The organism is Ruegeria sp. YKSF131 (assembly GCF_059612645.1).
The window spans coordinates 19,368-45,307 of sequence record NZ_JBXWQZ010000034.1 but is presented as its reverse complement, the minus strand read 5'-3'; the positions used below and the strand labels follow the sequence as shown (position 1 = coordinate 45,307).

At 56.2% G+C, this 25,940-nt stretch carries 22 protein-coding genes; 15 read left to right on the top strand and 7 right to left on the bottom strand.

Annotated features, from left to right (window positions below):
* Nucleotides 1–406: 406 nt before the first annotated feature.
* From AC2FLZ_RS13580 to AC2FLZ_RS13570, 3 genes are all read left to right on the top strand, one after another.
* Nucleotides 407–931 carry an RNA polymerase sigma factor gene (locus tag AC2FLZ_RS13580; protein WP_480554851.1) on the top strand — a complete coding sequence of 175 codons (525 nt, stop codon included), beginning with the start codon at nucleotides 407–409 and terminating at the stop codon, nucleotides 929–931.
* Nucleotides 928–1,665 carry an anti-sigma factor gene (locus tag AC2FLZ_RS13575; protein WP_496809389.1) on the top strand — a complete coding sequence of 246 codons (738 nt, stop codon included), beginning with the start codon at nucleotides 928–930 and terminating at the stop codon, nucleotides 1,663–1,665. The genes AC2FLZ_RS13580 and AC2FLZ_RS13575 overlap by 4 nt, the downstream gene beginning before the upstream one ends.
* A gap of 64 nt (nucleotides 1,666–1,729) precedes the next feature.
* Entirely contained in the window at nucleotides 1,730–2,788 is a 1,059-nt protein-coding gene (locus AC2FLZ_RS13570; protein ID WP_496882273.1) for a helix-turn-helix domain-containing protein, read from the top strand.
* A 42-nt stretch (nucleotides 2,789–2,830) separates the two neighbouring features.
* Here the strand turns inward: AC2FLZ_RS13570 and AC2FLZ_RS13565 are convergent, their stop codons facing one another.
* The 5 genes from AC2FLZ_RS13565 to AC2FLZ_RS13545 all read right to left on the bottom strand — a co-directional run bounded on the left by AC2FLZ_RS13565 (nucleotide 2,831) and on the right by AC2FLZ_RS13545 (nucleotide 10,040).
* Nucleotides 2,831–4,135 (bottom strand): UDP-glucose dehydrogenase family protein, encoded by a 1,305-nt coding sequence (locus AC2FLZ_RS13565; RefSeq protein ID WP_480554855.1) that lies wholly within the window; start codon nucleotides 4,133–4,135, stop codon nucleotides 2,831–2,833.
* 381 nt (nucleotides 4,136–4,516) lie between these two features.
* Complete coding sequence (locus AC2FLZ_RS13560) at nucleotides 4,517–5,587, bottom strand: DUF2793 domain-containing protein (protein WP_480554856.1); 1,071 nt, start codon at nucleotides 5,585–5,587, stop codon at nucleotides 4,517–4,519.
* Between the two features lie 169 nt (nucleotides 5,588–5,756).
* On the bottom strand, nucleotides 5,757–7,196 hold the full coding sequence (locus AC2FLZ_RS13555) for a mannose-1-phosphate guanylyltransferase/mannose-6-phosphate isomerase (protein WP_496809391.1): 1,440 nt from the start codon (nucleotides 7,194–7,196) through the stop codon (nucleotides 5,757–5,759).
* Nucleotides 7,197–7,267: 71 nt separating this feature from the next.
* Nucleotides 7,268–8,161 (bottom strand): UTP--glucose-1-phosphate uridylyltransferase GalU, encoded by an 894-nt coding sequence (gene galU / locus AC2FLZ_RS13550; RefSeq protein WP_480519762.1) that lies wholly within the window; start codon nucleotides 8,159–8,161, stop codon nucleotides 7,268–7,270.
* Between the two features lie 643 nt (nucleotides 8,162–8,804).
* Nucleotides 8,805–10,040, bottom strand: a complete 1,236-nt coding sequence (locus AC2FLZ_RS13545; RefSeq protein WP_480477029.1) for a lytic murein transglycosylase — start codon at nucleotides 10,038–10,040, stop codon at nucleotides 8,805–8,807.
* A 185-nt stretch (nucleotides 10,041–10,225) separates the two neighbouring features.
* Between AC2FLZ_RS13545 and AC2FLZ_RS13540 the strand changes: the two genes are divergently transcribed.
* From AC2FLZ_RS13540 to AC2FLZ_RS13525, 4 genes are read left to right on the top strand one after another with little or no spacing between them, the layout of a single operon-like run.
* Complete coding sequence (locus AC2FLZ_RS13540; protein ID WP_496882272.1) at nucleotides 10,226–11,185, top strand: cytochrome ubiquinol oxidase subunit II family protein; 960 nt, start codon at nucleotides 10,226–10,228, stop codon at nucleotides 11,183–11,185.
* Nucleotides 11,182–13,272 carry a cbb3-type cytochrome c oxidase subunit I gene (locus AC2FLZ_RS13535; protein WP_496716439.1) on the top strand — a complete coding sequence of 697 codons (2,091 nt, stop codon included), beginning with the start codon at nucleotides 11,182–11,184 and terminating at the stop codon, nucleotides 13,270–13,272. Before AC2FLZ_RS13540 ends, AC2FLZ_RS13535 begins: the two co-directional genes overlap by 4 nt.
* Nucleotides 13,269–13,901: a cytochrome c oxidase subunit 3 gene (locus tag AC2FLZ_RS13530; protein WP_480554863.1), complete on the top strand. Its 633-nt coding sequence runs from the start codon at nucleotides 13,269–13,271 to the stop codon at nucleotides 13,899–13,901. Before AC2FLZ_RS13535 ends, AC2FLZ_RS13530 begins: the two co-directional genes overlap by 4 nt.
* Complete coding sequence (locus tag AC2FLZ_RS13525) at nucleotides 13,894–14,220, top strand: cytochrome o ubiquinol oxidase subunit IV (RefSeq protein ID WP_480554864.1); 327 nt, start codon at nucleotides 13,894–13,896, stop codon at nucleotides 14,218–14,220. The genes AC2FLZ_RS13530 and AC2FLZ_RS13525 overlap by 8 nt, the downstream gene beginning before the upstream one ends.
* Before the next feature lie 75 nt (nucleotides 14,221–14,295).
* On the opposite strand, the gene hutC is transcribed toward AC2FLZ_RS13525, so the two are convergent.
* Nucleotides 14,296–14,997, bottom strand: a complete 702-nt coding sequence (hutC, locus tag AC2FLZ_RS13520; protein ID WP_480519774.1) for a histidine utilization transcriptional repressor HutC — start codon at nucleotides 14,995–14,997, stop codon at nucleotides 14,296–14,298.
* Nucleotides 14,998–15,064: 67 nt separating this feature from the next.
* Between hutC and AC2FLZ_RS13515 the strand changes: the two genes are divergently transcribed.
* Nucleotides 15,065–15,613 carry a HutD/Ves family protein gene (locus AC2FLZ_RS13515; protein ID WP_480625128.1) on the top strand — a complete coding sequence of 183 codons (549 nt, stop codon included), beginning with the start codon at nucleotides 15,065–15,067 and terminating at the stop codon, nucleotides 15,611–15,613.
* Here the strand turns inward: AC2FLZ_RS13515 and AC2FLZ_RS13510 are convergent.
* Nucleotides 15,610–16,974 carry a formimidoylglutamate deiminase gene (locus AC2FLZ_RS13510; RefSeq protein ID WP_496716368.1) on the bottom strand — a complete coding sequence of 455 codons (1,365 nt, stop codon included), beginning with the start codon at nucleotides 16,972–16,974 and terminating at the stop codon, nucleotides 15,610–15,612. The genes AC2FLZ_RS13515 and AC2FLZ_RS13510 overlap by 4 nt on opposite strands.
* 82 nt (nucleotides 16,975–17,056) lie before the next feature.
* On the opposite strand from AC2FLZ_RS13510, the gene hutI reads away from it, so the two are divergent.
* The 7 genes from hutI (at nucleotide 17,057) to nadC (ending at nucleotide 25,882) form a co-directional block, all read left to right on the top strand.
* Nucleotides 17,057–18,265 carry an imidazolonepropionase gene (hutI, locus tag AC2FLZ_RS13505; RefSeq protein WP_496716366.1) on the top strand — a complete coding sequence of 403 codons (1,209 nt, stop codon included), beginning with the start codon at nucleotides 17,057–17,059 and terminating at the stop codon, nucleotides 18,263–18,265.
* On the top strand, nucleotides 18,262–19,800 hold the full coding sequence (hutH, locus tag AC2FLZ_RS13500) for a histidine ammonia-lyase (RefSeq protein WP_496809396.1): 1,539 nt from the start codon (nucleotides 18,262–18,264) through the stop codon (nucleotides 19,798–19,800). The genes hutI and hutH overlap by 4 nt, the downstream gene beginning before the upstream one ends.
* Complete coding sequence (gene hutG / locus AC2FLZ_RS13495) at nucleotides 19,797–20,591, top strand: N-formylglutamate deformylase (RefSeq protein WP_496882271.1); 795 nt, start codon at nucleotides 19,797–19,799, stop codon at nucleotides 20,589–20,591. The genes hutH and hutG overlap by 4 nt, the downstream gene beginning before the upstream one ends.
* A complete protein-coding gene (hutU, locus tag AC2FLZ_RS13490; protein ID WP_480554870.1) occupies nucleotides 20,588–22,270 on the top strand; it encodes a urocanate hydratase in 1,683 nt (560 codons plus the stop codon). The genes hutG and hutU overlap by 4 nt, the downstream gene beginning before the upstream one ends.
* A gap of 142 nt (nucleotides 22,271–22,412) precedes the next feature.
* Nucleotides 22,413–23,462, top strand: coding sequence for a quinolinate synthase NadA (nadA, locus tag AC2FLZ_RS13485; RefSeq protein WP_480554871.1), 1,050 nt, complete (start codon nucleotides 22,413–22,415; stop codon nucleotides 23,460–23,462).
* Nucleotides 23,463–23,468: 6 nt separating this feature from the next.
* Nucleotides 23,469–25,037: an L-aspartate oxidase gene (locus tag AC2FLZ_RS13480; protein WP_480554873.1), complete on the top strand. Its 1,569-nt coding sequence runs from the start codon at nucleotides 23,469–23,471 to the stop codon at nucleotides 25,035–25,037.
* A complete protein-coding gene (nadC, locus tag AC2FLZ_RS13475) occupies nucleotides 25,034–25,882 on the top strand; it encodes a carboxylating nicotinate-nucleotide diphosphorylase (protein WP_480554874.1) in 849 nt (282 codons plus the stop codon). The genes AC2FLZ_RS13480 and nadC overlap by 4 nt, the downstream gene beginning before the upstream one ends.
* The last annotated feature ends 58 nt before the right edge of the window (nucleotides 25,883–25,940 follow it).

Here is a 25,940-nt window from a genome sequence, read left to right as displayed (position 1 = left end):
AACGGTGCGCACGCCCAGATACCCCATATCCCGCCGCGCCTAAAGGACAGATGCAACCCTGCGGCAGACCAACCCATCCCAACATCCAAACACGCTAAATAAGACCTAACCACCAAACCCGCAACCAATACCAAATACTCAAGCAATCCATAACCGCAATCGAACGGCTTATGTGCTTTGGAACACCATGCCTTTGGTCGAAACCAATACAACTGCCGCAAATGGCCAGTATCCAACACCCAGTTGGTTGCAGAAACAGGCGCTGCAACAATTACAGACGCAAACGTGACTGCTTGGAGCAGGAGTTTCGTTTCATTTCACTGCTAAATATGGCAATTCTGCCCTTGCGGGTCCGATCCGCGATTGAGAAACACAAGCAGGTCGCGATCATTCGATGAGAGCTGAGATGACTTCTGAACAAGCCGTCCGCGATGCGGTTCAGACGCATTCGAAGCGTGTCTGGCGGTTTGCGCTGGCATTATCGGGTGCCTCGGATGTAGCGGACGATTTGTTGCAGGCCACATGTTTGCGCGCGCTTGAACGACATCATCAGGTGACGTCGCATAACCGTCTGGACAGCTGGTTGATGACAATCTGCCGGTCGATCTGGCTGAATGAGCTGCGTTCGCGGTCGGTTCGGAACGCGCAGGCGCTGTCGGTGACCCCCGAAGCGGATCTGGTTGCAACGGGACCAGACACAGAAACGAATATTTTCGCGGCTGAAGTGTTTAATCAAGTGATGCAGTTGCCTGAGGCACAGCGCGAAGCGGTAATGCTCGTCTTCGTTGAGGGGTACAGTTATCGCGAAGCAGCTGCCTTGTTGGAGGTTCCAATTGGCACGATCATGAGCCGGCTTTCGAATGCCCGGCAGAAACTTAAAACCGTGATGCAGATTGATGCAGCGGACACCGCGCGACGGAGTGGCAAATGACGTTTTCCGACGAGACGCTTCTAGCGTATCTGGAAGGCAGCCTGGACGAGGCTCAGACCCGCGCTATTGAGGCTGCGGTTGAAGATGACGCTACGTTGGAACATCGTCTGATGGCGCTGGATCCGTTTGCGCTAGTTGTTCGGGGCGTTTTTGAGAACCTGCCCGCTGAAGCGCCGAAGGTGGACCTGCCGGAAAAAACGACGCGGCCCGGCATTAACGGGTTTCTGCGTCTTGTTGCGGTGGCTGCCAGCGCGGCGTTTGCAGCCGTCGCCGTAACATTCTGGGCCACCCGGCCAGCAGGTTTAAGCTGGGCCCAGCAGGCCGCGATCTATCAATCACTTTACGTGCCGGAAACGATTGCATCGCTGGACAGTTCGGACGCGTCGCTGGCCAAGCAATTTGCAATGGCCGAAGCTGAGTTAGGACGATCGCTGAATCAGGACATACTGGAAGCACTGCCAGGGTTGGAGCTGAAGCGTGCGCAGGTTCTTTCATTCAAAGGCAAGCCCTTGATCCAAGTGGTTTTTGCTGATGATCAGGGTCGACCACTTGCCTTCTGTGTTATTCGCCAAGGACCGAATGCCCCAAGTACCGACGTCCAACTATCGGTCTTGAGCGGTTTGGCAACTGCAAAGTGGGAGCAAGGCGGTTATGGATATATGCTGTTGGGCAGTTCCCCGCATACGGATTTAAGCGCTGAACTGGAAGTGTTGACCCGTACATTCTCGGGCTGATGGAAAACCCTTGTGAACAGTTGCAAATGCCCGAAGAATGCCGGGTATGACGTCGAAGAAAACCATGCTCCTTCCAGAAGACGAGGTCGATGATCTTGGCCCAGCCAGTATCTATGACGGCGATCCGGCAGAAGAGGACGACCCTTGGTTTTTGCCCCCGGACCAGGACGTGGAGGAAGATTTCTTTCTGCCTGGTCCCCGATCAGATCAGCGCCCGTTGTTCGATCCGCGCGATTGGCATTCGGCACAATCAGAATTGTCGGCAGAGCTTGCTGATCTTGCCCTGACCTTTGGCGCTCTGGATGAGCGGCTGCGTTCGGGGCCTGAGGGGTGGACGCACCGTTTGGCACTTATGGAAACGTCCGATCTGGGGTGGTGGACAGGGGATCGGGTCAGCGTAGACCGCCTGGCTTTGTGGACGGGTCTGAGGATCGGCGCGACCCACGATGACGTGCAGGCGCTGTTTCGGGCAGGTTGGGCCGTGCGCCGTCTGAGCTCAGGCGCAGGCCCGGCTACAGGCGGGTGGGAAAGCGGGTTGACAGCGTTTCTCGACCGTCTGGCTCAGGGCTCTGGTGCGACGCCCGAAGCGATCGTTGATCTGGCCGAAGTCATGCAGAATGCTGAAAGGTTGCACCCAGTAACACAATCGGCGATCGCGTTTCATGCTTGGCGAGCTATATCGCAGGGCGTCGGACACGACACCGAGGCGGCAATCATCGCAGCGCGGCACGCGGCTTCGATGGGGCGCGGCGGCGCAACGTTCATGCCACTGGCGCTGTCTGGTCCGGGTGCGTTGCGCGGAACGGGTGGGCCGACGGAAAAGTTAGGGTCTTGGATACTGGGCGCCGGGCAAGCCGTTCTTGCGGCCTTGCTGCACCTCGACCGGATCAGTGCCTGGGAGGGCAAGGCGCGCGACGCAACGCATGATTTGAGCGGTCGCACCCCCCCGCGTCTGATTGATGCTCTGGCGGCGTGGCCCATGGTCTCGGCCCCGCTTGCGGAAGAACTTACCATTTCTTCGCGCGCGGCGGTTCAGCGGAATTTTGACCTGTTCACCCGGAGAGGTCTGGTGCGTGAAGTCACCGGCCAAGGCCGTTACCGGGTCTGGACTGCCGCACTATGATCCGTCAACCACTTGAAGATGCGTGCGGCGGGAAGCACGCTTTCAGCGCCCAACGCCGACATAGGTGTCAAATCCTGACTTCAGCGCCGTAGTTTTCGAGTAGATGTTGCGCAGGTCAACCATCCTGGCTGATTTCATTGACGCCGCAATTTCGGAAAGGTTCAGCGCGCGGAATTCATTCCATTCCGTCAGCAGCACAACAACATCCGCGCCCCGCGCGGCGATATACGGATCGTCGCACCATTCGACGCCCGGCAAGAGCGCCTCCCCTTCAGATTTTCCCTGTGGGTCAACAACACGCACCTTTGCGCCTCCGCCTATTAGGGCGGGGACGATGGACAGTGATGGTGCGTCGCGCATATCGTCTGTGTTGGGTTTGAACGTAACACCCAGAACTGCCACGGTCTTGCCGTTGAAATGATCGTCACATGCGTCACGAATTTTCTCGATCATCCGCTTCTTGATTTCGTCATTAACGCGGATGACGGTCTCGGTGATCTGCATTGGATGCGCGTGGTCCTGCCCGATCCGCGCCAACGCGGCCGTGTCTTTTGGAAAACATGAACCACCGTAGCCGGGTCCTGCATGCAGAAATTTGTTGCCGATCCGCCCGTCAAGGCCGATGCCGCGCGCAACTTCTTTAACATCCGCGCCAACTTTTTCGCACAGTCCTGCGATTTCATTGATGAAGGTGATCTTGGTCGCCAAAAACGCGTTGGCGGCGTATTTAATCATCTCGGCACTTTCCAGATCGGTGGTCAGGATCGGGAAGTCGCGCAGATACAGAGGGCGATATATTTCTGCCATCACTTCGGCAGCGCGGTCGTTTTCCACGCCGACCACGACGCGGTCCGGGCGCATGAAATCGTCGATTGCCGCGCCTTCGCGAAGAAATTCAGGGTTCGAAGCCACGTCAAATTCGGCCTGGGGGTTGGCGGCCTTGACTGTTTCCTGCACTTTTCTGTTTGTTCCGACGGGCACAGTCGATTTTGTGACGATAACGGTATACCCGGTGACAGCCTGAGCGATTTCTTCCGCCGCTGCCATCACATAGGTCAGATCCGCATGGCCGTCTCCACGCCGGGTCGGCGTTCCAACTGCAATAAAGATAGCATCCGCGCCGTCCACTGCGGCTGCAAGATCGGTTGTAAAGCTCAGACGGCCAGCCACGACGTTTCGTGCCATCAGCACGTCCAGACCCGGTTCATAAATAGGCACCTGTCCGGCTTTGAGCATATCGATCTTCTGCTCAGCCTTATCAACGCAAATCACATCATGTCCGAAGTCCGAGAAACACACACCGGACACAAGGCCCACATAACCTGTGCCGATCATTGCAATGCGCATCTGCCAAATCCTTTTTTACCAATTACTATCAACGGCGCGGGCACAATCGAAGAATCCAGGGCCGGTTTCAATGATTTACAGGTATGGCTGTTGAGTTCCCACGTTTTCTTGTTGTTTTTGAGGCAATAAGTGCTGGAAAGGAGTTTCTAAAGTCCGTCGTGCAGCGCAGAAACTGTTGAATCACGGCCATTGTCAGCTGAGAAGATACAATTCTGGGCATGGATCAGTAATAAACAGCCACCAGGCGTGTGGTGTTGCGTCGCTCGCTTTTCGCCCGGAGCAAGGCGTCTGTGGCGGGTCCAATGAAATCGGTGATTGCTAAAGAAATGGGTCGACTACACAAAAAAACCGCCTGAACCACAGTTCAGGCGGCAGCTGTACTCAGAACCAGCGCCCTATGGCGATGACACTTGGTGAAAAAGCGACTGCATCCGAAGTTGAGGAGAGGGCTTTGCAGGTAACTTGAGTGTTTCCGGGCACATCAAACCCGATGAAGCGATTATTAGCTCCAGCGCTGCCACTAACGCTTGGCGCAGAGGAAAATGGCGCTGGGTAGTCCCACGTCATTGCAGCGCTTGCGAATAATGCGCCTTCAGCGGTCGTACATGCGACAGGAAGCAACACGGCGGTGCAAATCATGGTTCCATCAGCAAAACGCGTGAAATCGCCACTGGCATTACTTCCGCGCTCTATGACAGCACCGGTTGGTGTGCCGCCAACTTCTGATACCGCCCCCAGAAGGTTGCCCGGCCCATAGCCGTAGTCGGCACGCATCAGGCGACCCGGAGTGGTATCCGTCATATTACCCTGAATAGCTGCACCAGCCGCTGTTCCGGTCGTAGGGTCAAAAGTCAGAGCTTCCGTCCAGGTACCTCCGTCAGGGGACACTTTAATTGAGAACCCCGTACTTCCGGATAACCCCATTTCAGCGTGGCCGGTCCAGTTCGACTGAAACACCAGCGATGCCGTATCGCTGGCACCCGCCTTGTTGATCTTCAGCTGATGCCCGCCGCCCTCGTGGCTCAGAAGCGTGGCCGGGCTTCGGACAGACAAGCGATTCGTAACGTCCGAACTTGTCGCCACCCCGATACCATCCAGGTTCTGAGTATTGACGGGCAAGGGCAGCCAGTCAGACCCATTCCAGAACTTCAGTTCACCAGTGGCTTCGTCCCAGGCACGCCAGCCCGCATACGGGGTCAAGAAATGCCAGGCGTTGTCCAGCCATGCGGCAAGCTCTCTTGCATGTCCGGCCCAGTCCCCGGTGGGGGTGGCGCCCAGAGCATAGATATCGCCCTGCTCGGGGACTACGGGCGGGGTGCTGGCATTGGTCGTCTGTACTGAAAGTTGAACGACCAGATCAAGCTGTCGCAGTGCTTCATTGTGGATGACGTGTTTTTGGGCCTGCGAAGGTTGCAGAAAAGGCAGGTGCAGTCTGGGTGAGATCTGTGACACGGGGGGGCCTCCTGTGGCTGTCGGTCCGAAAATCGGTTGCGCGCCACCCTGCCGTAAGGCGCGTCAATCTCGTCTGACCTGGCCGACCGCACAGGAAATGATCTGTTAACCTGAGTATCTCCGGGGATAAGCCGACCCGAGTATGGCCTGTGGAGAACTATGTCGCCGCTTAATCCCGGGCATAAATGTCTTCATATCGAATGATGTCATCTTCGCCTAAATAGGTGCCGGTCTGCACTTCGATCAATACCATGGGCACCTTGCCAGGGTTCTCCATCCGGTGCACAGCACCCAGCGGGATATAGACTGACTGGTTTTCACTGACCAACCGTTCCTGATCATCGATTGTGACCTTGGCGGTGCCCTCTACCACAATCCAATGCTCGGACCGGTGGTGATGGGACTGCAGGCTGAGCGCTGCGCCCGGATGCACATGGATTCGCTTGACCTGAAATCTGTCACCGATCACGAGGCTCTCAAACCAGCCCCAGGGGCGGTGATCGACCGGAAGCGTATCTGCCTGTTTGGCCCCTTTTGCCTTTAAGGCAGCAACAGCCTGCTTGACGTCCTGGGCTTTATCCATGCTGGCAACCAGCACAGCATCTGGCATCGCAACTGCGATAACGTTCTCAAGCCCCATTGCCACCACTTCCTGCGCTGGCGATTCTGATCGTATCAGAACGTTGCGGCAGTCGATTGTGGTTACTTCCCCATGTGTCGCTATGTCATTTTCATCAGGATCTGACAATTCTTGAACAGCCGTCCAACTGCCAACATCAGACCAACCTGCGGAATAGGGAACCACGCTGAGGTTGGGAGCTTTTTCCATGACCGCATAGTCGATCGATATGTCATCGACGTCAGCCCAAGCTGAAGGATCCAATCTCAGGAACCCCAAATCTGTCTTTGCGCTGTCGACGGCCTTTTGGACAGGTGCAACAAGGGTGCTAGCGTACTTTTCATATGCGGCAACGATGTCACGTGCCGCAAACAGGAAGATGCCGGAGTTCCACAGGTAACTGCCATCTTTCACCATCGCCTGCGCCGCTTCCAGATCCGGTTTCTCCACGAACCGATCCAGGCGAACTGCACCCTCGGACGCGTCTGGGGCGTCGTTCAGCTTTAAGTAGCCATACCCGGTTTCGGGCCGAGTGGGCGTGATGCCAAATGTCACCAGATCGCCTCGTTCGGCAATTGCGCGCACGCCTATGTCGACTGCCTGATGAAAAGCCGCCTTGTTTGGAAGCACATGATCTGAAGGTGCAACCAGCATGATGGCATCCGGATCACGTAAGGCAAGGTACAACGCAGCCGCCAGTACGGCAGGGGCCGTGTTGCGCCCTTCAGGCTCAATCAGGATCGGGCCGGGGGCGATCCCCACAGCTGTCAACTGTTCAGGGACAATAAACCGAAAGGCATCGTTGGTTAGAACCAGTGGTTTGGCATAGGGCGCATGCGAGGGCCCAAGCATCCGGTCGGCACAATCTTGTAAAAGACTGGTTTTGCCGACAAGTGGGACGAATTGCTTGGGATAGCTTTTGCGCGACAGGGGCCACAAACGCGTTCCTGAACCACCACACAGGATGACTGGATAGACCGTTCTGTTCATGCGCGTGCCCCTGAATTGCTGATGACCAACGATATTTTTCAGTTCTTTTTGTGGAATGAGTGATCCCTTGGCTACTGGGCCGCTTTTCCAGTTGCAACGATGTCATTCAGATACTGGCTCAGGTCATCACGCAGGTCGTCACGGGCAAGGGCAAAGGAAACGGTTGCTTGCAGAAAACCGGATTTTGAGCCGCAGTCGAAACGCTGCCCGTCGAACTTGTAGCCAAAAACGGGCACGCCGGATGCGATATCTTCGGCGATTGCATCAGTCAGTTGGATTTCACCGCCGCTTCCGGTTTTCATTGCGTTCAGGTTGTTTAACACGGAAGGTCGAAGAATATAGCGCCCGATAACGGCCAAATTGGATGGCGCTTTCGATGGTTCAGGCTTTTCAACCATGCTCTTGGCCGGAATGACCGGGCCGATACTGTCGACAACATCCAGCACGCCATACGAACTTGTCTTTTCTGGCGGAACCTCCATCGTTGCCACCATGTTGCCGCCCGTTTCCTCATAGGCTTCGACCATTTGTTGCAGACATGGTTTGTCTGCAGCAATCACATCGTCAGGCAACATAACGGCAAAAGGTTCATCGCCTATCAAGCGGCGCGCGCACCAAACGGCGTGGCCCAGACCCAAGGCTTTGTGTTGGCGGATATAGGCGATCGCGCCGCTTTCCATATTGGTCTTGTTCAGGATATCGAGAAGCTTGTTTTTCCCTTTGGCCATTAGTTCCTGTTCGAGGACGAGGTTATGGTCAAAGTAATCTTCAAGCGCGGATTTCCCGCGAGACGTCACAAAGATGAACTCTTTGATCCCAGCGGCGCGGGCTTCATCGATTGCATATTGCACCAGGGGGCGGTCCACCAACGTCATTATCTCTTTCGGAACGGACTTGGTTGCCGGCAAAAACCGGGTTCCCATTCCCGCCACTGGAAAAACTGCTTTGGTGACTTTGCGTGTCATGGTGCCTCTCAAATCAAAACTTGGCCGGTAAAACAGAAAACATCCGGAATGTCCTCTTAGTCTTCAAAACCGTGTCAATCAATCATGCCCAGTGTGCCGGCTGTTATTGACCAAATCGTGCCACCTTGGTCCAGACGAGTCAAAAGCCGACTCCGTTGTTTCCTGTATACAAGGCCCGAACGACAGTTCCCAGCGACCCTTCCCTTACAACTCTGTGCCAAAAATCTGGCGACGATTTGTCGATCACGGAAAGTTGATATTTTGGAGCAGCATCACTTGCCTTGAAAAGCCCCCGAACGGAGTTCCGCGTGCCTTTCTTTGGATGGGCATATCGCCTTGTTATGACAAGTAGTTTTGGACTGCGCGGTCAAAAAGAACTCAGATGGAAGGGATTACTTAACTGGAATTAACACGGCTCACTTAGTCGCAAGTTGCGTCAAGTAACGTGTCTTAAGGGCACAAGTAACCCGTCGGCAAACATCCGAGCTTCTTGGAAATACATGATCTGACGCATCAAGTCCGTTTTTGAAAGAGCAACAATATGGTCGAAATCATTAAGATTGATGATAAATGCGGTCTGTTGCGACCGGCGATAAGATGCTTCAGCAAGTCGAGAGCGACCGTTCAACGCATGCTTGGTGCCTTATCGGGCCAGTTTCGTTGTCATCGAGGCTTCAGGAAAGCAGGTAGGTGCAACACCCATCGTTTCCTGCCATCTGCCTATTGATCGGCGGGTTTTGAAACCTGGCAAGCCGTCAACGCCTCCGACATCGTACCCCAAGCTTTCCAGCGCGCCCTGCATCTTTGCGATGTCAGAACGGTACAAACCGCCGACCTTGCCCCACCGCCCTGCAAAATCGTCGCTTCCAAATTGGATTCTGTCACCGACATGGCCGACGAACAAAGCATACAGATCACTTTTGTTGTATTCCTTCAGAACGTAAAAATTCGGAGTGACAAGAAAAGCAGGACCAAATCGTCCTGCTGGCATCATCAGGTAACCTACCCCCTTCATCTCGTGGGCTGGAAAAGGTTTGCCAGAGACCCGGTTTATGCCCATCGCTTCCCACTGCTGAATTGACTGCCCCTGGTCGGGTCCTTCCAATGTACATGAAACGGTTGCCGGCACAGACACTTCGAAACCCCAGTCACGCCCGGCGATCCAGCCGTGCTTTTTCAGGTAGTTGCCAATCGAAGTGATTGTATCATCGGATGACCCCCAGATATCGACCTGTCCATCGCCGTTGCCATCTGCGGCGTAATCCAAATAGCTTGATGGCATGAACTGGGGTTGCCCTAACGCGCCTGCCCAACTGCTTTTCATTTGCCGGGCTGGCAGGGGCCCCGCTTCTGCGATTTGCAGAGCTGCGATAAGCTCGGCCGTGAAGTATTCCGCGCGTGTGCTCATGAATGCCTTGGTCGACAGAACCCTGAACGCATCATGGCGGATTGGCACCTGCCCATAGCCGCTTTCTCTGCCCCAGATTGCCAGAATGATACGAGCAGGAACGCCAGTATTGCTTTCGACTTTGGCAAGAATCGCAGAGTGTTGCTTTGCCATCCTGCGCCCGACAGACGTTGCACCCTGAATTGACCCCGTATTGAAATACCGGCTGGGCGAGCCAAATTCGGCTTGTTTTTGCGCCTTGGGCGTTTTGCGTTTATGTCCGGGCGGAACCAGATCCGGCAGGTCCCAGTTCAGAGTAACACCGGAAAACGCCTGTTGCAGTGTGTTGCGTGAAACACCTTTGGCCTGCGCCTTGGGCCAGATCGTCTCCAACAGCCACGACTGAAACTGGCGTTCAATTGCTGCACGATCCTGTGCCAGTGCGGTCTGGGACAGAAGGATCAATCCTAGAGTGACAAGCAAAGTACGCATTGACGATTTTTCTGTCCCGACTGGCCTTGCAAGTCAACGGGAAGATGCCGCGCGACCCGTCGCTGTTTATACCCAAAGTTGAAAGAAAGCTGAGGATGGCAATTTGTGGTTCGGAAAACTCTTGAGAAATTTCACCCACTTGCCGATAGTTGGATGGGATCGAGATGAGGAGAGGACAGTCAGCTGTGGCACAAGTCGTTTCGTCCAATCCATCCTTGCTCAGACTTGCCGCTGTGTTCCTGTTGATCGCTTCGGCGCAACCAGCTTTGGCCAGCGACAGCTTTATGGACCCGCAAGGCCCATTAGCGGCAGTTCAGAAGACGCATTTGCTTCGCGCGACCGTATTGATCCTGCTGGCCGTTATCCCGGTATTGGTGCTGGTCCCGATAATAGCGTTTCGGTATCGCCGCCGAAGCAACCGCATTGCGCCTTACGCACCGGATTGGGATTTCTCGGCCAAGCTGGAATTTGTCATGTGGGGCTTACCTGTAATAATCGTGGCCCTGCTGTCCTTTTATCTTTGGAAGGCGACGCATCGGCTTGACCCGTATTCGGCACCGTTTGGTGAGGATCCGGCGCTGCGGGTTCAGGTTGTCGGTCTGGATTGGAAATGGCTGTTTCTGTACCCAGATCTCGGGATCGCCACAGTGGGAGAGTTTGGAATTCCGACAAAGCGGCAAATTGCATTGACGCTGACGACCGATACCGTAATGCAGTCTTTTATGATACCCGCGCTGGCTGGGCAAATTTATGCGATGCCGGGCATGACCACCCAGTTACATCTTGTCGCGGATGCGCCGGAAGTGATGCAAGGTGAAAACACTCAGTACAACGGACGGGGCTTTACCAAGCAGAAGTTCCGCACCATCGCAATGAGTGGTGAGGATTTCGCCACTTGGGTCGAAGAAGTGCGTAACAACAGCATTCAACTAGACAAGGAAACGTATCGGAAACTGGCCATGCGGACTGACAGGGATGAAGTACAGGCCGCTTTGGGAACATCTCGGATGCCGGATGATGCGCTCTACTTCTCAATAGAAGACGACCTGTTCCGGAGTATCCTGAGCCGCTACCACAGCGGTCAGCCTTTACCGATCGAGCTACAGCCTGGAACTGCATCATTTGGGCAGGAGGCGCAAAAATGACGCCGACCGAGACAGGTTTCTTCGGGCGTCTGAGTTGGGACGCTTTTCCGATTGCCGGGTTGATCCAGAACCCAAATACTAATGAGATCGTGGCCAATACAGCCGCAGCTGTTGTGATTATTGGCGTTGTTGTTGTCGTAGGATTGCTGAGCTGGTTTCGTCTGTGGACACCCCTGTGGCGCGATTGGCTGACCAGCGTCGATCACAAGAAGATCGGTGTCATGTATATCGTCTTTGCCATCGTGATGCTGGCACGCGGTGTGCTTGAAGGCGTTGTCATGCGCGCGCAGCAGGCTTCCGGGCCCGGCGACGGTTTCCTCGAAGCCGAACATTTTGCCGAGCTTTTCAGCACTCACGGCACAATCATGGTCTTCTTTGTTGCCGTTCCCTTTGTCTTTGGTGTTGCGAATTACATTGTCCCGCTGATGATCGGCGCGCGCGATGTGGCATTCCCGCGACTAAACCAGATTAGTCTGGGCCTTACGGTTTCGTCAGGCATGATGCTGATGGTGTCGCTGGTGATTGGAGAGTTTTCGACCGGCGGCTGGACAGCCTATCCACCGTATACCGGCGCGGCGTTCAATCCCGGTGTTGGACCGGATTACTGGATCTGGGCAATCGTTGTTTCGGGCATTGGCACCTCACTGACCGGTATCAATTTTGCTGTAACGATCTACAAGTTGCGCGCGCCGGGCATGACGTTCATGCGGCTGCCGATGTATTGCTGGACAATCATTTGCAGTTCGATCTTGATCGTCTTTGCTATGCCGCCTTTGAGTGTCGCCGCGCTGATGCTTGCCGCTGATCGCTATCTTGATTTCCACTTTTTCACAAACGACCTCGGTGGCAACATGATGAACTATGCCAATCTGTTTTGGCTGTTCGGCCACCCCGAGGTTTACCTGCTGGTTTTGCCTGCTTATGGCATCTATTCCGAGGTGTTTGCGACCTTCTCGGCCAAACGGCTTTATGGCTACAACTCGCTTGTCATCGCGACCATGTCGATCGCCGTGTTGTCGTTCACAGTCTGGCTGCACCACTTTTTCACCATGGGTCAAAGCGCGCTGATCAACGCGGTGTTTGGTATCGCGACCATGCTGATTGCCATCCCAACCGGCGTGAAAGTCTATGACTGGATGGCGACGTTGTGGCGGGGACGCATTCGGTTCTCGGTGCCGATGCTTTATGGGTTGTCATTTTTGATGCTGTTTGCCATCGGCGGGCTGAGCGGCGTGATCCTGGCAAATCCAACCGTAGACTACCAGGTTCACAATACGCTGTTTTTGGTAGCTCATTTCCACAACGCGTTATTGCCTGGCGTGTTGTTCGGATTGTTGGCGGCATACAATTACTGGTTCCCCAAGGCCTTTGGATTCCGACTGAACGAATTCTGGGGCCGGGTTTCTGTTTATTGCTGGACCGGGGGGTTTTTGCTGACATTCATGCCTCTCTACTTCGTCGGGCTGTTGGGCATGCCGCGCCGATCTTTCAGCTATAGCGATCCGTCTTTCCACCCTTTCATGATCGTGGCCATCATCGGAGCGATTGTTATTACTTGTGGATTGTTCTCGATCCTGATCCAGCTATGGGTCAGCATTCGTGACCGCGACCAAACCCGTGTTCCGGTTGGGGATCCCTGGGATGGTCGCACATTGGAATGGTCTATCCCTTCACCGCCTCCCGCTTATAACTTTGCGATCATCCCCAAGGTTTCGGATCGGGATGAGTTCACGGCACAGAAGGCAAAAGGAACGGCCTATCCAACACCAGACGCTTATGAAGATATCGAACTGCCCCGAAACACGGGAATTGGCTTTGTTCTGTGCGTTCTCAGTGGCATATGGATGTTTGCGCTGGTCTGGTGGATCTGGTGGCTTGCGGCGTTAATGACGGTTTTGATGATCCTTGTGGTGATCATCTGGACATTCGATGACAGTACAGAACTCACCATCCCAGCGGAAGAGGTGCGAAGGGACCACGAAGCCTGGCTGGCATTGGTCCACAGCGAAGCGGCGGTTGATCGCGATTATGAAACTTCTCCGGAAAACCGCGGCCTTGCCCGCCCGGATCTGGAGGTGGCGACATGAAGCGCGCGCCCACTCACAGCTATCCCGGTATCAATCTAGGGGAACATCACGCCAGTGCCCACAAGGCAACCGAGGTTGTCACCTTTGGGTTCTGGGTCTTCTTGATGAGCGATCTGGTCTATTTTGGCCTGATGTTTGCGATTTACATAACGATGATCGATGCGCAGGCAGGTGGCCCCGGCCCGCACGAGTTGTTTGATCTGAAAAGTGTCTTTGCGCAGACCATGATACTGTTGACCAGCAGCCTGACAGTGGGTCTTGCCATGCTGGCGTTGAAGTACAATCTGCCGCGCGGTCGCATTGTCTTATGGTTTGGCGTCACTCTTGCGCTTGGGCTTGGTTTTCTGGTGCTTGAAGTGCGTGACTTCATGGCTATGGCGGATAAAGGCGGCATTCCGCAGCGCAGCGGTTTTCTGTCGGCTTTTTTCGGGTTGGTCCCACTGCATGGTCTGCACGTTGCGACTGGATGCCTTTGGTTGATCGTTTTGGGTATCCAGCTGCGCGTCAAGGGTATGACGGATGTGGTTATCTCGCGCGTGGTGCGACTGGCGTTGTTCTGGCATTTTCTCGATCTGATCTGGATTGGGATCATTACCATCGTGTATTTCGGAGGTCTGACCTATGGATAAGCGCTCTGAAATGCATCGTCGCGAGCGTCGGCGCTATGTGATCGGGTATGGTGGCTCGCTGTTGCTGACCTTGGCGATGTTTGGCGTGGCGCAGGTTTATGGGATTGAAACGGTTGGTGTTTACCTGACCATCGGGTTGCTTGGATTGGCACAGCTTGTGTTGCAGCTTGTCTACTTCCTACATATCGACCGTCGGCGCAGCAGCCGCGAAGATCTGCACCTGGTGCTGTTTTCGACATTGGTTCTGATGATCATGATCCTTGGCACCATCTGGGTTCTGGGCAGTCTGGCCACCCGAATGCACATGCACTTGATGTAGTGCGTACTTGAAACAAGCGGGGGTAGCGGATCGAGATTTTGGCATTCGGCGGGATCACCAATAACGAATACGGCCTCAGTACGTAGTCCGCATTTGATAACCCTGATGAAAGGTCATGCGCACAAAGGTGACCGGGGTTTTTCGAAACCACGTTGTCCGCTCCAACTGGAACAAAGGGGTGCCGGGCGGAACGGAAAGAAAATCCTGAAGCGGACCGGTTGCCGGAACAGCTGAGAATGCAATTTCCGCGTTCGAAAAAGGAACCTCGGCCAGCAACCATTCGTTAGGACCGGTGGTCAGAAAGTCTTCATCCATGACGTGCGGTACTGCGGCGGTATTGATCCATCGTTCCTCGTACTGGAAGGGGCGGTTGTCGGCATGGTGCATACAGCGCAAATGCAGAATTTGCGTACCCTCGGGCAGTCCGAGTTTGGCTTGCAGCCATGCCGGACAATCTATCAGCGTACGGTTGACCAACGCATATCGGTATTCGGCATTCATATCTTCAATGGTTTGCCGGACTACCGCAATAGGCAGTCGGGCTTGTTTGACCGGTGTTGTGACCACACGCGTGCCGCCTTTGCGTTTCCGTGTGACAATACCCTGATCAGCAAGTTCACGCAGAGCGCGATTGACAGTTGCACGAGCACAACCGAACTCGGCGGCAAGCTCCAGTTCGGTAGGCAGCAAGCTGCCTTGCGGCCAGATTCTGGTCTGGATGCGATTCAAAACTTCATCGCGGACATCCTGGAAGCCGACGTTTTTCTGCTCGTTCACATTGTGCTCACTATATTTTTTGAACTTATTAGTATTATGTCTAGGTTAACGGTGAGATGCAAAGAATTTGACCCAGAACCTTATCAGATTGCAGGATTGCGCGGTTACGCCATGGGCCAATGGTGGCGGTGTAACTACCGAACTTGCCGCGAAGCGGGTCGGCGAGCACGTCGCCTGGCGTATTAGTGTGGCCCGGATCGATCGGGATGGGCCATTTTCCCGATTTCCAGGGATGTCGCGCGTACACACGATCATCGAAGGGGCAGGGCTTGATTTGCTCGGCGATAGCGGCGTTTTAACGGCACGCCCTTTGCTGCCGCTTTCGTTCGACGGGGCGCTCGCGCTGAATGCGCGGCTGTTGGACGGGCCGTGTCGTGCGTTCAATGTGATCTACGATCCAAAGGACGTCGTTGTGGTAGTGAACGTTTTTGCAAATGATCAGGAATTCGAGGGGGCGGCGGGCGAGTTTATCTTTGTCGCCTCGGGAATGGCCCATATGTCAGACAAAACGCCTCTGGTGGCCGGAGACGCAATGACGCTGAACGCCGCCGTTACGGTCAGGCCCGCTGCTGGTGCCAAGATCCTTCGCGTGAGTTTCAATAAGGCCCCCAGCTAAAGCTCAGCCAGAAGCTCACCTATTGCCCGTTTGTAGTTACGCGCGACCTTGTCCCGCAGGAAGTGACGCCCGTTTTGAACCTGATGTCGGCCTGCGGACCAAAGATCAGTAACGACATTATCTTTGGCGGCAAAGACAAGACCATCCAGCAACTGCTGGGGCTGTAATGCGCAAAGGGCAGGGGCTTGGCTGTCAATGGCGACAAGATCAGCCAGCATTCCTTCGGCAATTTGCCCCGCATTGCGGCCTAGCGCCTGCGCGCCGCCAATAGCTGCGCCGCGGTAAAGGGTTTGTCCGACAGAACCTTCACCAACCACCAGCACGTTACGTGACAGGTCGCGCAGTCGTTGCGAATATTCGAGTGTGCGGAGCTCTTCGGTCATGGAAATCAACACGTTGGAGTCTGATCCCACGCCAAAAGCGCCGCCTGCATTCAAATAGACAGGGCCATTGAAAGGCCCATCGCCCAGGTTGGCTTCTGTCACCGGGCACAGACCGGCAACGGCATTGCTGTGGGCCATGGCGCGAGTCTCTTCGTCGGTCATATGGGTTGCGTGGATCAGGCACCAGTTGGAATCAACCGGGGCATTATCCAGCAGCCATTCGACCGGACGCGCGCCAAGGCCAGCCTGCACTTCCTCAACCTCTCTGGGTTGTTCAGCAATGTGGATATGGATCGGACCGGAATTTTGTGATGCCACCACCTGCGCCATATCGCGCGGACACGTGGCGCGCAGTGAATGTGGCGCGATGCCGACGCGACAGTCGTCGGGAAGATTGCCGAGCGCTTCCCGCGCCTGAGCGACAAGTTCGCAAAAACGGCCCACATCATTGCCAAAGCGTCGCTGCCCGGCCTCCAGCGGTTTTTCTCCAACTCCTGCATAGCTGTAGAGCACGGGCAGATGGGTCAGGCCAATTCCGGTCTCGGCGGCGGCGGCCATGATCCGGTCGCTGAGTTCGCAAAGCCTGTCATAGGGTTGCCCGTCCGGTTGGTGGTGCAGATAATGGAATTCCCCGACCGACGCGTACCCGGCCTCCTGCATCTCGACATAGACTTGCGCGGCGATGGCCTGAATTTGGTCAGGGCTCAGGTGGGCTGTGAAACGATACATCAGATCGCGCCAAGTCCAGAAACTGTCACGGCCAGCCAGCCGATATTCGGTCATTCCCGCCATGGCGCGCTGAAAGGCATGGCTGTGAAGGTTGCCCAAAGCGGGCAGGAGAGTGTCAACGCAGGTGTCGCCGTTTTGCGCGACCGCGTCGGTTGTCAGATGCGCGATACGACCATTCTTGATCTCGACTCGCAGGTTTTCTGCCCAGCCGGCTGCCAGAAAGGCCCGTTTTGCGAATATGACCGTCATTCCTACCTCCGGTTTTATGAATAGACATATGCCATAAAGACCTGTACCAGAAAAGAGAGAATTGCACCGAAGAGGGATTCGAATGCAAACCCACGATCATCTGTTCACAGATCTGCACGCCGCTACCATGGTTGGTTCGGATGCATACGGATTGGTCGAAGACGCGGCGATTGTCGTGCGTGGCGACCGGATTGCATGGGTCGGTCCGAAGACGCAGTTACCGGAAGAATACGCGACGTTCTCTCCAACCTCGCTGGACGGGCGGCTGGTGACGCCGGCTCTGATCGATTGCCATACCCATGTGGTGCATGGCGGCGACCGCGCGGCTGAGTTCGAGATGCGCCTTAACGGTGCCAGCTATGAAGAGGTGGCCCGCGCAGGCGGAGGGATCATTTCGACCGTGAAAGCCACACGTGCGGCCAGTAAAGAGGATTTGATCGCGCAGGCTCTGCCGCGCGTGGACGCGATGATCGCCGAAGGGGTCTCGGTGATCGAAGTCAAATCGGGCTATGGGCTGGATCAAGAAACTGAGTTGACCATGCTGCGCGCCGCGCGGGCCCTGCAGGAAAGCCGCCCGGTGCGCATAGCGACCAGCTTTCTGGGCGCTCATGCTGTACCCGCCGAGTATAAAGACCGGCCCGAGGCGTACATTGCTGAGATTTGCATTCCGACGCTTCGCGCGGCTCATGCCGAGGGTTTGGTAGACGCAGTTGACGCATTTTGCGAAGGGATTGCCTTCCTGCCCGACCAACTGGTGCCACTGTTTGACGTTGCCAAGGAACTAGGACTGCCGGTCAAATTGCATGCCGAACAACTGTCCAACCTGGGTGGCGCGAAACTTGCTGCAAGCTATGGTGCGCTTTCTGCCGACCATATCGAGTATTTGGACGAAAGCGGTGTCAAAGCCATAGAAGCGGCAGGCACGGTGGCCGTGATCCTGCCTGGGGCTTTCTACACCCTGCGCGAGACGCAACAACCGCCTGTTGACCTGTTGCGCAAGTACGAGGTGCCAATGGCCCTTGCGACCGACTGCAACCCGGGTTCGGCTCCGATGACATCGCTTTTGCTTGCAATGAACATGGGGTGCACTTTGTTTCGAATGACACCTGAGGAAGCTTTGAAAGGTGTCACCGTGAATGCCGCGCGTGCACTGGGCCTGAGAGACTGCGGCAGGATCGTTCAGGGCCTGCGGGCGGATCTGGCCGTCTGGAATGTCACCCACCCGGCCGAGCTTGCCTACCGCATCGGTTTTAATCCCCTTCACGCCCGCATATTCGGAGGCGCATTTTGACCACTCTGACGTTAACTCCCGGTGCTGTATCTCTGGCGCAGCTGGAACAGGTATTCCGCCAGGAATGCGCCGTTCGGCTGGACCCGGTTTGCAGGCCTGCCATAGCCTCGGCGCACGCTCGCATTATTGAGGCGGCGACTGGTCAAGCCGCCGTTTACGGGGTTAATACGGGTTTTGGAAAACTGGCAAGCGTTAAGATCGCGGCCGAGGATACCGCGACGCTGCAACGCAACCTGATCTTGTCCCATTGCTGTGGCGTTGGACCAGCGATCCCGCGTGCTGTTGCGCGGCTCATGATGGCGCTCAAACTGCTCAGCCTCGGACGTGGCGCGTCGGGTGTGCGGTTGGAGCTGATTGACCTGCTGGAAGCGATGCTTGTCGCAGGCGTGACACCGGTGATCCCGGCACAGGGGTCTGTTGGTGCTTCGGGCGATCTGGCACCACTGTCGCACATGGCAGCCGTCATGATGGGCGAGGGTGAAGCTGAGTTTGGCGGTACAGCCATGCCTGGCGGCGACGCACTGGCAGCGGCAGGTTTGACCCCGGTCGAACTTGGTCCCAAAGAAGGGCTGGCACTGATCAACGGCACACAATTCTCGACGGCGTTTGCGCTGGCGGGGCTATTCGGCGCGTGGCGGGCGGCGCGAAGCGCTTTGGTCACTTCTGCCCTGACAACGGATGCGATCATGGGGTCTACCGCGCCGTTGCAACCCGAAATACACGCCTTGCGTGGTCACCGGGGCCAGATCGAAGCGGGCGCAACCATGCGCGCGCTACTGACTGGGTCGGTCATTCGCGAAAGCCACCGGGACGGTGATACGCGGGTTCAGGACCCGTACTGCATCCGCTGCCAACCGCAGGTTGTTGGCGCCGCGATGGATGTGCTGCGTCAGGCTTCAGTAACCCTGGAAACCGAGGCCAACGCCGCCACCGATAACCCTCTGGTTCTGGCCGAGGCCGGGTTGATCGTATCAGGTGGAAACTTTCATGCAGAACCGGTCGGGTTTGCCGCCGACATGATTGCTCTGGCAGTGGCCGAGATCGGGGCGATTGCGCAGCGGCGTATCGCGCTGATCGTCGATCCAGTACTCAGCTTTGATTTGCCTCCCTTTTTGACACCCAACCCCGGTTTGAACTCTGGCCTGATGATTGCCGAAGTCACGACAGCCGCGCTGATGAGCGAAAACAAGCATCTGGCCAATCCTTGCGTCACAGATTCAACACCAACTTCGGCCAATCAGGAGGATCACGTGTCAATGGCCGCACATGGTGCGCGGCGGCTGGGGCAAATGGTGACCAATCTGGAGCGTATCCTTGGGGTCGAGTTGCTGTGTGCAACGCAAGGGGTTGAATATCGCGCGCCGCTGCCAACCAGTGAAAGCCTTCAAGGTGTCATGGCGCGCCTGCGTTCGGTTGTACCGGCGTTAGAAGATGACAGATACATGGCAAATGACATCGAAGCAGCCTCGGCCCTTATTGCAAGCGGTGAGATTGCCGAAAGCACCGGTGTGGCCATGCCAGAGCTTGGCGCATGACTGCTCCGGTCGAGGTTGTTCAGGGTGGTAGTCCAATTGTTTTGGGCCTGCCTCACACGGGCACTTATGTGCCTGCGGCGATTGATGCCAAACTGAATGCTCGGGGTCGGGCGCTGACAGATACGGATTGGCACATCCACATGCTCTACGACGGGCTTTTGCCCGGTGCTACCACGGTGCGGGCCGCCTTTCATCGCTATGTGATCGATGCCAATCGTGACCCAGGCGGTACTTCTCTTTACCCTGGCCAAAACACGACGACCTTGGTGCCGCTTACGGATTTCGACGGGCAGGATATCTGGGACATCCGTCCAACTGAAAAAGATACCATTGAACGACGTGACGCATTTCATGCGCCATATCATGCCGCTTTGCTGGCCGAACTGGAAAGGGTGAAGGCGATCCATGGCATCGCTGTGCTGTATGATTGCCACTCAATCCGCAGTCACATTCCTTTTCTGTTCGACGGCGTTTTGCCCGACATGAACATTGGAACAAATAACGGGATGACCTGTGCACCGGAAATCGAAACAATTGCACATGAATTCGCCTCTTCATCCCCTTTCAGCACCGTTTTGAACGGGCGCTTCAAAGGCGGGTGGACGACACGGCACTACGGACGCCCGGATAACGGTATTCACGCGATCCAGATGGAGCTGGCGCAGTCGACCTACCTGACATCAGAAACGCCACCCTGGACTTTTGACGCCGCCAAAGCCACCCGTCTCCGGCGTTGGTTGAAAGACATTCTAGACGTCCTCAATGACACAGCATTGGAGCTTGCCCGATGACCGATCCTCGCAAAAACACCCGTGACATCTTTCCACCCACCGGACCTGAACTGAACGCCAAAAGCTGGATGACCGAAGCGCCGTTGCGGATGATGATGAATAACCTGCATCCTGACGTGGCCGAAAACCCGCATGAGCTGGTGGTCTATGGCGGGATTGGCCGCGCGGCACGGACGTGGAAGGATTTTGACACCATCGTTGCCAGCCTGAAAGATCTGGAAGAGGATGAAACTCTGGTCGTCCAGTCCGGCAAGCCGGTTGCCATTGTTCGCACCCATAGCGATGCACCCCGCGTATTGATTGCAAACTCGAACCTTGTGCCGCACTGGGCCAATTGGGACCACTTCAACGAGCTCGATAAGAAAGGTCTGATGATGTACGGCCAGATGACCGCTGGCTCGTGGATCTATATTGGTACACAGGGCATCGTGCAGGGCACTTATGAAACCTTTGCCGAGGCCGGGCGTCAGCATTATGGCGGTGACCTGACAGGTAAGTGGATCCTGACCGGGGGGCTGGGTGGAATGGGCGGCGCGCAGCCTCTGGCCGCTGTCTTTGCAGGGGCTTGTTGTCTGGCCGTGGAATGCAACCCGGACAGCATCGACTTTCGCTTGCGCACTAAATATCTGGACGAGAAAGCCGAGACGCTGGATGAAGCGCTGGCATTGATTGATCGCTGGACTAAGGCGGGCGAAGCGAAATCTGTTGGTCTGTTGGGAAATGCCGCTGAAATCTTCCCGGAAATTTACGCTCGGATGCAAGCTGGCGGGATGCGCCCCGATATTGTCACGGATCAGACCAGTGCCCACGATCCGGTAAATGGCTACCTGCCGCTTGGTTGGACCATGGCGCAATGGAAAGACAAGCGCGAAAGTGACCCGAAGGCGGTCGAAAAGGCTGCACGTGCTTCGATGAAGCAGCACGTCGCTGCAATGGTGGACTTCTGGAACGCGGGCGTGCCGACGTTGGATTACGGTAACAACATCCGACAGGTTGCGCAGGATGAAGGGTTGGAGAACGCCTTTGCCTTCCCCGGCTTCGTGCCCGCCTATATTCGCCCGCTGTTTTGTCGGGGTATCGGACCCTTCCGCTGGTGTGCGTTGTCCGGTGCCCCTGAAGATATCTACAAGACCGACGCCAAGATGAAGGAACTGTTCCCCGACAATACCCATCTGCACAACTGGTTGGACATGGCGCAGGAGCGTATTGCGTTTCAGGGCTTGCCAGCGCGGATCTGCTGGATCGGGCTGGGAGATCGCCACAAGGCTGGGCTGGCGTTCAACGAGATGGTTAGAAACGGCGAATTGAAAGCTCCGGTCGTCATCGGCCGAGACCATCTCGACAGTGGCTCTGTTGCCTCACCCAACCGCGAGACCGAGGCGATGAAGGACGGTTCGGATGCTGTTTCGGACTGGCCGCTGCTGAACGCGCTTGTCAATACGGCGTCGGGTGCGACCTGGGTTTCGCTGCATCATGGTGGCGGGGTTGGTATGGGCTTCAGCCAGCATGCGGGCGTCGTCATCTGTGCAGACGGAACAGATGCCGCGGCCAAGCGATTGGAACGGGTGCTCTGGAATGATCCCGCGTCAGGTGTCTGGCGTCACGCGGACGCAGGGTACGAGGACGCGAAAGCCTGCGCGCGTGAACATGGGCTGCGATTGCCGGGCATTTTGGGCTGACTACCACGCCAACCTTTGTTTTGTCGGTTTGCCTTAGCGCTAACGTCACATTTTCCGGTTTCGAACCGGTACTGTTTCGGCTAGGGCTAAGCCGTTCAGCAGCCCCGAGGGGTTGAAGGCAACTGACAAAGGTGGCTACCCGTTGCTCGATATTGCACATGTCCGCTCGGTGATTTCGGACGTTTATGACCTTGCCCCATCGGCCTCTCTGGCCAATGAGATGAAAGACACGTTTGCCCGCATGGATCGCGTGGTCAGCCCACCAGATTGGGCGATCTACGCGCCTTACGTGCGGGCCATCAATACGCTCAAGAAAGAACGTAACGCCGTGATCCTTGGGCACAATTACATGACGCCCGAGATTTTTCACGGTGTGTCCGATTTCGTTGGGGACAGTTTGCAGCTTGCGATCAAGGCCAGTGAGGTCGAAGAAGATGTGATCGTTCAGGCCGGTGTTCATTTCATGGCCGAGACATCAAAGATCCTCAGCCCTCAGAAGACTGTTCTGATGCCCGACATGGATGCCGGTTGTTCGTTGGCAGAATCGATCACCGCTGAGGGAATCGATGAAATGCGCGCCAAGTACCCCGGCGCGCCGGTTGTGTCCTATGTAAACACCACTGCCGAGGTCAAAGCAGCTTCGGATATCTGCTGCACCTCTTCGAACGCGCTTCAGATCGTGAACGCCATGGAAAGTGATACGGTCATCATGACACCGGATCAGTATCTGGCGCAAAATGTTGCCAATCAAAGCCACAAGAACGTGGTGTATTGGCCTGGCTCTTGCATCGTGCACGAACAATACACGGCACAGGACCTGCGCGACTTCCGCGAATGGAACCCGGGAACACGGCTGATTGCGCATCCTGAATGCCCGCCGGATGTGGTGGCCGAGGCAGACTATTCCGGTTCGACCAGCGGCATCATCAAATACGTGCATGATGAAAAGCCGAAAAAGGCGATGCTGATCACCGAGTGTTCGATGGCATCCAACATTGCCGATGAATTGCCCGAGGTCGAATTTGTAGGGCCATGCAACATGTGCCCGTATATGAAGAAAATCACGCTTGAAAAGATCCTCTTCGCCCTGCACACGATGGAAGGGCAGGTCGAGGTCGCCGAAGATGTGGCTGAAAAGGCGCGCAAATCCGTTCAGGCGATGATTGATCTGTCCCGCAAGCTCGGCATTTGATCTGAAATGACCAAAGTCACCACGGATCGCGTCATTATTGTGGGGGCTGGCATCGGTGCGCTTTATGCAGCATTGAAGCTCGCGCCGCGACCAGTGGTTGTAATCTCACCGGATGCTTTGGGTGAAGGTGCAAGTTCCTCATGGGCGCAAGGCGGTGTGGCCGCAGCAATGGATTTGTCGGACAGCCCGGAAAGCCACAGCCTGGACACCGTAATGGCTGGCGCTGGCATAGTCGTTCCGGCTGTTGCCGATCTGGTCACGCGCGAGGCGCGTCAATATATCCTCGACCTGACGACATTGGGCACGCCATTCGATCGCACCAAGGATGGCAGTTATGTGTTGTCACGCGAAGCGGCGCATAGCTTCGCGCGTGTCGTACGGGTGAAAGGGGATCAGGCAGGTAGTGAAATCATGGCTGCCCTGATCGAACGGGTGCATGAAACGTCCTCGGTTCAGGTGTTGGAAGGTGTCCTTGCCACGGCGCTGGACGTATCCAACGGTCGGGTGACTGGTGTCACGGTTCAGGACGCATCAGAAACGGGGTCCGAGCCCGTTACGCTCTGCGGGCCTGCTGTGTTGCTTGCCGGGGGTGGCTCTGGCGGGTTGTATGCCTTGACGACCAACCCGGCGCGCATTCGCGGGCAGGTCATCGGGATGGCCGCGCGTGCTGGTGCACTTATTGCTGACGCCGAATTCGTTCAGTTTCATCCGACGGCAATGGATGTTGGCGAAGATCCGGCACCGCTGGCAACCGAAGCGTTGCGCGGCGAAGGGGCAACCCTGATCAACAATAAGGGTGAGCGGTTCATGTTATCCGTTCATCCGGACGCAGAACTCGCCCCGCGAGACGTCGTCGCGCGTGCAATTTTTGCCGAAGTGCAGGCAGGTAACCGACCCAAGCTGGACACCCGCACCGCATTGGGCTCGAAGATAACGGACCTGTTCCCGGCAGTTGCTGAATACTGCGCGCGCAATGGCGTCGACCCGGTCAACGAACCGATTCCGGTCGCACCGGCAGCGCATTATCACATGGGCGGTATTGCCACCGACACTGACGGTCGCGCGACACTTGACGGGCTTTGGGTCTGCGGCGAGGCATCTTCGACAGGCCTTCACGGTGCCAACCGGTTGGCCTCGAACGGGTTGCTTGAGGCGCTTGTCTTTGCACGCATCTGCGCCGAAAGTATCGGGGCATCCGTTCCGGTGGTGTCAAATGCTGACCCCGTTGCATTGCAGTTTGTTCAGGTAATGTCCCCGGACACAACAAAATCTATCCAGGAGTTGCGCGAAACCATGACGCGCGACGTGGGCGTTGTCCGGGACCGGGCGGGCCTAATCCGTGCTCTGCAAACTATAGCGCAGTTGGAGGCGCAGCACGATGCCTGCCCGTCATTTCGCAACATGTGTGCAACCGCGACCTTGATCGCTGCCGCAGCCTTGCAGCGCGAAGAAAGCCGCGGTGCGCACAAGCGATCCGACTTTCCAAAAGCCAATGATGGGCCCGGAGAGCGGTCCCGGATGTATTTGTCCGAAGCAATGAGCATTCGGGCCAAAGCCTGCGAGGAACTGTCATGACATATGCAATCCTGCCGGATCTGATTCTGGAACCCGTGGTCCGCGCTGCGCTGATGGAGGATCTGGGAAGCTACGGTGATGTGACAACCCGCGCCGTGATCTCACAGGAAACAACCTATACAGCCAGCCTGAACGCACGCGAAAACGCTGTCGTGTCGGGGATGCAAGTTGCTGCAATCGCGTTCCGGCTTGTGGATCCGTCGCTTGAGGTTGACGTGCGGCTCAAGGATGGTTCGCGTTGCGCACGCGGTGATACGCTGATGACCATCAAGGGCTCTGCCGCATCGATCCTGTCCGGCGAACGTGTCGCTCTGAACTTTGCCGGTCGCCTGACGGGTATTGCCACAATGACAGCCGCATTTGTGGAGCAGACCAACGGCACAACAGCCCGTATGACCTGTACACGCAAGACAACGCCAGGTCTGCGCATCGTGGAAAAACAGGCCGTGCTGCACGGTGGCGGTTTCAACCACCGCTATTCCTTGTCAGATGCGATCCTGATCAAGGACAACCACATTGCTGCGGCAGGCGGCATCCGTAAGGTTCTTGAAGCCGCTAAGGCAAAGGTCAGTCACATGATGGCGGTCGAGATTGAGGTTGATCGACTGGACCAGCTTGCCGAAGTGCTGGACGTTGGCGGGGCTTCGGTTGTTTTACTGGACAACATGGACAATGACATGCTGCGCGAAGCGGTTGCCATGGTGGGTGGGCGGTTGAAGACCGAAGCCAGCGGCAACGTGACCTTGGAACGGGTCGCATCGATCGCGGCGACAGGGGTGGATTACATCTCGTCCGGTGCCTTGACGCATTCTGCCCGCACCGTCGATCTGGGGCTCGATTTCTGAAGGCGCGGCATTTCCGCTTGATTTAAGATCGTTTGCGCCAACACAGTTGCGTATTCAA

What these genes read in the sequence shown, in the direction of transcription:
- nadC (WP_480554874.1), top strand. Translation starts at nt 25,034, where the DNA reads ATGACATATGCAATCCTGCCGGATCTGATTCTGGAACCCGTGGTCCGC.
- hutG (WP_496882271.1), top strand. Translation starts at nt 19,797, where the DNA reads ATGACTGCTCCGGTCGAGGTTGTTCAGGGTGGTAGTCCAATTGTTTTG.
- AC2FLZ_RS13565 (WP_480554855.1), bottom strand. Translation starts at nt 4,135, where the DNA reads ATGCGCATTGCAATGATCGGCACAGGTTATGTGGGCCTTGTGTCCGGT.
- AC2FLZ_RS13480 (WP_480554873.1), top strand. Translation starts at nt 23,469, where the DNA reads ATGACCAAAGTCACCACGGATCGCGTCATTATTGTGGGGGCTGGCATC.
- AC2FLZ_RS13535 (WP_496716439.1), top strand. Translation starts at nt 11,182, where the DNA reads ATGACGCCGACCGAGACAGGTTTCTTCGGGCGTCTGAGTTGGGACGCT.
- AC2FLZ_RS13570 (WP_496882273.1), top strand. Translation starts at nt 1,730, where the DNA reads ATGCTCCTTCCAGAAGACGAGGTCGATGATCTTGGCCCAGCCAGTATC.
- hutU (WP_480554870.1), top strand. Translation starts at nt 20,588, where the DNA reads ATGACCGATCCTCGCAAAAACACCCGTGACATCTTTCCACCCACCGGA.
- AC2FLZ_RS13510 (WP_496716368.1), bottom strand. Translation starts at nt 16,974, where the DNA reads ATGACGGTCATATTCGCAAAACGGGCCTTTCTGGCAGCCGGCTGGGCA.
- AC2FLZ_RS13580 (WP_480554851.1), top strand. Translation starts at nt 407, where the DNA reads ATGACTTCTGAACAAGCCGTCCGCGATGCGGTTCAGACGCATTCGAAG.
- hutI (WP_496716366.1), top strand. Translation starts at nt 17,057, where the DNA reads ATGCAAACCCACGATCATCTGTTCACAGATCTGCACGCCGCTACCATG.
- AC2FLZ_RS13530 (WP_480554863.1), top strand. Translation starts at nt 13,269, where the DNA reads ATGAAGCGCGCGCCCACTCACAGCTATCCCGGTATCAATCTAGGGGAA.
- AC2FLZ_RS13525 (WP_480554864.1), top strand. Translation starts at nt 13,894, where the DNA reads ATGGATAAGCGCTCTGAAATGCATCGTCGCGAGCGTCGGCGCTATGTG.
- AC2FLZ_RS13545 (WP_480477029.1), bottom strand. Translation starts at nt 10,040, where the DNA reads ATGCGTACTTTGCTTGTCACTCTAGGATTGATCCTTCTGTCCCAGACC.
- AC2FLZ_RS13575 (WP_496809389.1), top strand. Translation starts at nt 928, where the DNA reads ATGACGTTTTCCGACGAGACGCTTCTAGCGTATCTGGAAGGCAGCCTG.
- AC2FLZ_RS13555 (WP_496809391.1), bottom strand. Translation starts at nt 7,196, where the DNA reads ATGAACAGAACGGTCTATCCAGTCATCCTGTGTGGTGGTTCAGGAACG.
- galU (WP_480519762.1), bottom strand. Translation starts at nt 8,161, where the DNA reads ATGACACGCAAAGTCACCAAAGCAGTTTTTCCAGTGGCGGGAATGGGA.